2 protein-coding genes are annotated in these 3154 nt (G+C 35.9%); both read right to left on the bottom strand.

Annotated elements, in window-relative coordinates; all coding sequences use genetic code 11:
• Window positions 1–1495, bottom strand: a 1495-nt coding sequence (locus tag AJN69_RS06215) for a flagellin (RefSeq protein WP_070290222.1), incomplete at its 3' end; no start/stop codon positions are given.
• Window positions 1496–1651: 156 nt separating this feature from the next.
• Window positions 1652–3154 (bottom strand): flagellin (locus AJN69_RS06210; RefSeq protein ID WP_070290219.1); only part of this gene is annotated, 1503 nt, incomplete at its 5' end.

The following is a 3154-nucleotide window of genomic DNA, read 5'->3' as shown; positions in this document are numbered from 1 at the left end:
TAGCAGTTTCAGCTATATCCATTACAGCCATAGCACCTTTAAGAGTAGTTACACCAGCACTCTTATCTACTGTTCCAGCTAAATTTCCTGCTGAAGTTTTTAAAGTAGCAAATTGAGAATTTCCTGAACCATCTGAAAAACCTGAACCTTTAGAAACAGTATAAACTGTGCTAGCTGTGGCCGCAGACATTGCAGAAAGAAGAACCAAAGAATCTGTCAACACAGCAGACATATTTTTTCCACTACCTACAGAAAATCCTGAACCTTGAGAAAAGCCATTAGAATCCATATAAGCAGATACAGAGCTATAACCAACAATAATTTGCTTTCCACCTCCAGCATAAGAGTTAAAGCCCATAGCATCAGCAACATTTGCATCAATTTGACCTTTAGACTCTCTTAAAGATACAGATGACTGAGAAATAAGATCAGTTGCTCCCATACCTATGGCACTAAGATTGGTTCCGCTTATGTTAATATCTCTACCATCATTTTTTACTAAAGATAATCTTCCGTAATTTTCTTTTTGTGTTCCTAAAATTCCAGCACCAACTCCTATATCTCCAGTGATTTTAATGCCTCTACCATCAGCCGAAGTAAGAACAAGCTTGCCATTTTCATCCTTAGAGGCTTGAACTCCAGTAGTATCTTTAACCGCATTGATAGCTGAGATTAACTGACCATTATTATCTCCGTCTTTATAAGAAATTTGACCAATTATAACCCCATTAATAGCAAAGTCTTGAGAAGTCGTTCCTGCTTTTATAGCATAAGCTCCTGTAGTTTTTACATCATAAGTTGCTCTAACTCCTGTTTTATCGGCACTTTTATTGATCTCTTCAGCTAAAGCTCCAAGTCCTGTTCCAACAGAGGTTGAAATCACCACACTATCAAATTTAAAATCTTCTAAACCATTATAGTTTTTTATAGTAAGTCCTACTACGCCTGAAGTAAAGCTTTGCGAACCTGTTTCAAATCTTGTAACACCGATTTTTGAAGACTGGGTTGGCCCAATGCTAGCTTTTATAGTTTGATTTGAACTTGAACCGATTTGAAATTCTTGATTGGTAAAATTTCCACTTAAAAGTTGTTTACCGTTAAATGAAGTTGTATTTGCGATATTATCCAATTCTTCCATTAAGCGGTTTATATCTGCTTGAAGCATGGTTCTTGTTTTTAAACTTTGACCATCTTGAGCTGCTTGAGTAGCTTTAGTTTTAATAGTATCTAAAATCTTAAGTTGCTCATCCATAGCCTTATCAGCAGTTTGTAAGATACCTATAGCATCATTACCATTGTTTATAGCTTGACCTAAAGTGGCTGCTTGAGAACGCAAAGAATCTGCTATCGCCATCCCTGAAGCATCATCTGCTGCGGAGTTAATCCTAAGACCAGAACTAAGTCTGCTTAAAGACTTATCAAGCTCGTTAGCATTAACAACTGAATTTGCATGCGCATTTAACGCACCGATGTTGGTGTTTATCCTAAAACCCATTTTAAATCCTTTCAAAATATTGCATCGAAAAGATTAAAGCAAGAAGTGTTCCAAGTTTTAGTTTAATTAAAAATCTTGAGAGTTTAAAATAAAAAAAGCCTAGTATTTAAACTAGGCTTGGATTTGTATATATCGCAGTACCTTTAAAGAGCTTAACTACTGAAGCAATCTTAAAACATTTTGCTGACTAGAATTTGCCTGAGCCATAGCATAAGATCCACTTTGAGCTAAGATGTTTGCTTTAGAGTAGTTTGCACTCTCACTTGCAAAGTCTACATCTCTGATTTGAGATTCTGCTGATTTAACATTAACCTGGGTTACAGTGATGTTGTTTATAGTTGATGTAACTTGATTTTGCACCGAACCAATGTCAGCTCTGATTTGATCAAGATTTGTTATAGCAGTTTCAGCTATATCCATTACAGCCATAGCACCTTTAAGAGTAGTTACACCAGCACTCTTATCTACTGTTCCAGCTAAATTTCCTGCTGAAGTTTTTAAAGTAGCAAATTGAGAATTTCCTGAACCATCTGAAAAACCTGAACCTTTAGAAACAGTATAAACTGTGCTAGCTGTGGCCGCAGACATTGCAGAAAGAAGAACCAAAGAATCTGTCAACACAGCAGACATATTTTTTCCACTACCTACAGAAAATCCTGAACCTTGAGAAAAGCCATTAGAATCCATATAAGCAGATACAGAGCTATAACCAACAATAATTTGCTTTCCACCTCCAGCATAAGAGTTAAAGCCCATAGCATCAGCAACATTTGCATCAATTTGACCTTTAGACTCTCTTAAAGATACAGATGACTGAGAAATAAGATCAGTTGCTCCCATACCTATGGCACTAAGATTGGTTCCGCTTATGTTAATATCTCTACCATCATTTTTTACTAAAGATAATCTTCCGTAATTTTCTTTTTGTGTTCCTAAAATTCCAGCACCAACTCCTATATCTCCAGTGATTTTAATGCCTCTACCATCAGCCGAAGTAAGAACAAGCTTGCCATTTTCATCCTTAGAGGCTTGAACTCCAGTAGTATCTTTAACCGCATTGATAGCTGAGATTAACTGACCATTATTATCTCCGTCTTTATAAGAAATTTGACCAATTATAACCCCATTAATAGCAAAGTCTTGAGAAGTCGTTCCTGCTTTTATAGCATAAGCTCCTGTAGTTTTTACATCATAAGTTGCTCTAACTCCTGTTTTATCGGCACTTTTATTGATCTCTTCAGCTAAAGCTCCAAGTCCTGTTCCAACAGAGGTTGAAATCACCACACTATCAAATTTAAAATCTTCTAAACCATTATAGTTTTTTATAGTAAGTCCTACTACGCCTGAAGTAAAGCTTTGCGAACCTGTTTCAAATCTTGTAACACCGATTTTTGAAGACTGGGTTGGCCCAATGCTAGCTTTTATAGTTTGATTTGAACTTGAACCGATTTGAAATTCTTGATTGGTAAAATTTCCACTTAAAAGTTGTTTACCGTTAAATGAAGTTGTATTTGCGATATTATCCAATTCTTCCATTAAGCGGTTTATATCTGCTTGAAGCATGGTTCTTGTTTTTAAACTTTGACCATCTTGAGCTGCTTGAGTAGCTTTAGTTTTAATAGTATCTAAAATCTTAAGTTGCTCATCCATAGCCTTATC

It is taken from the genome of Campylobacter sp. BCW_4338, assembly GCF_001763255.1.
In the GTDB taxonomy this organism is placed as follows: domain Bacteria; phylum Campylobacterota; class Campylobacteria; order Campylobacterales; family Campylobacteraceae; genus Campylobacter_D; species Campylobacter_D jejuni.
Note: the sequence above shows the minus strand (reverse complement) of the source record. Positions and strands in the feature narration are given on the sequence as shown.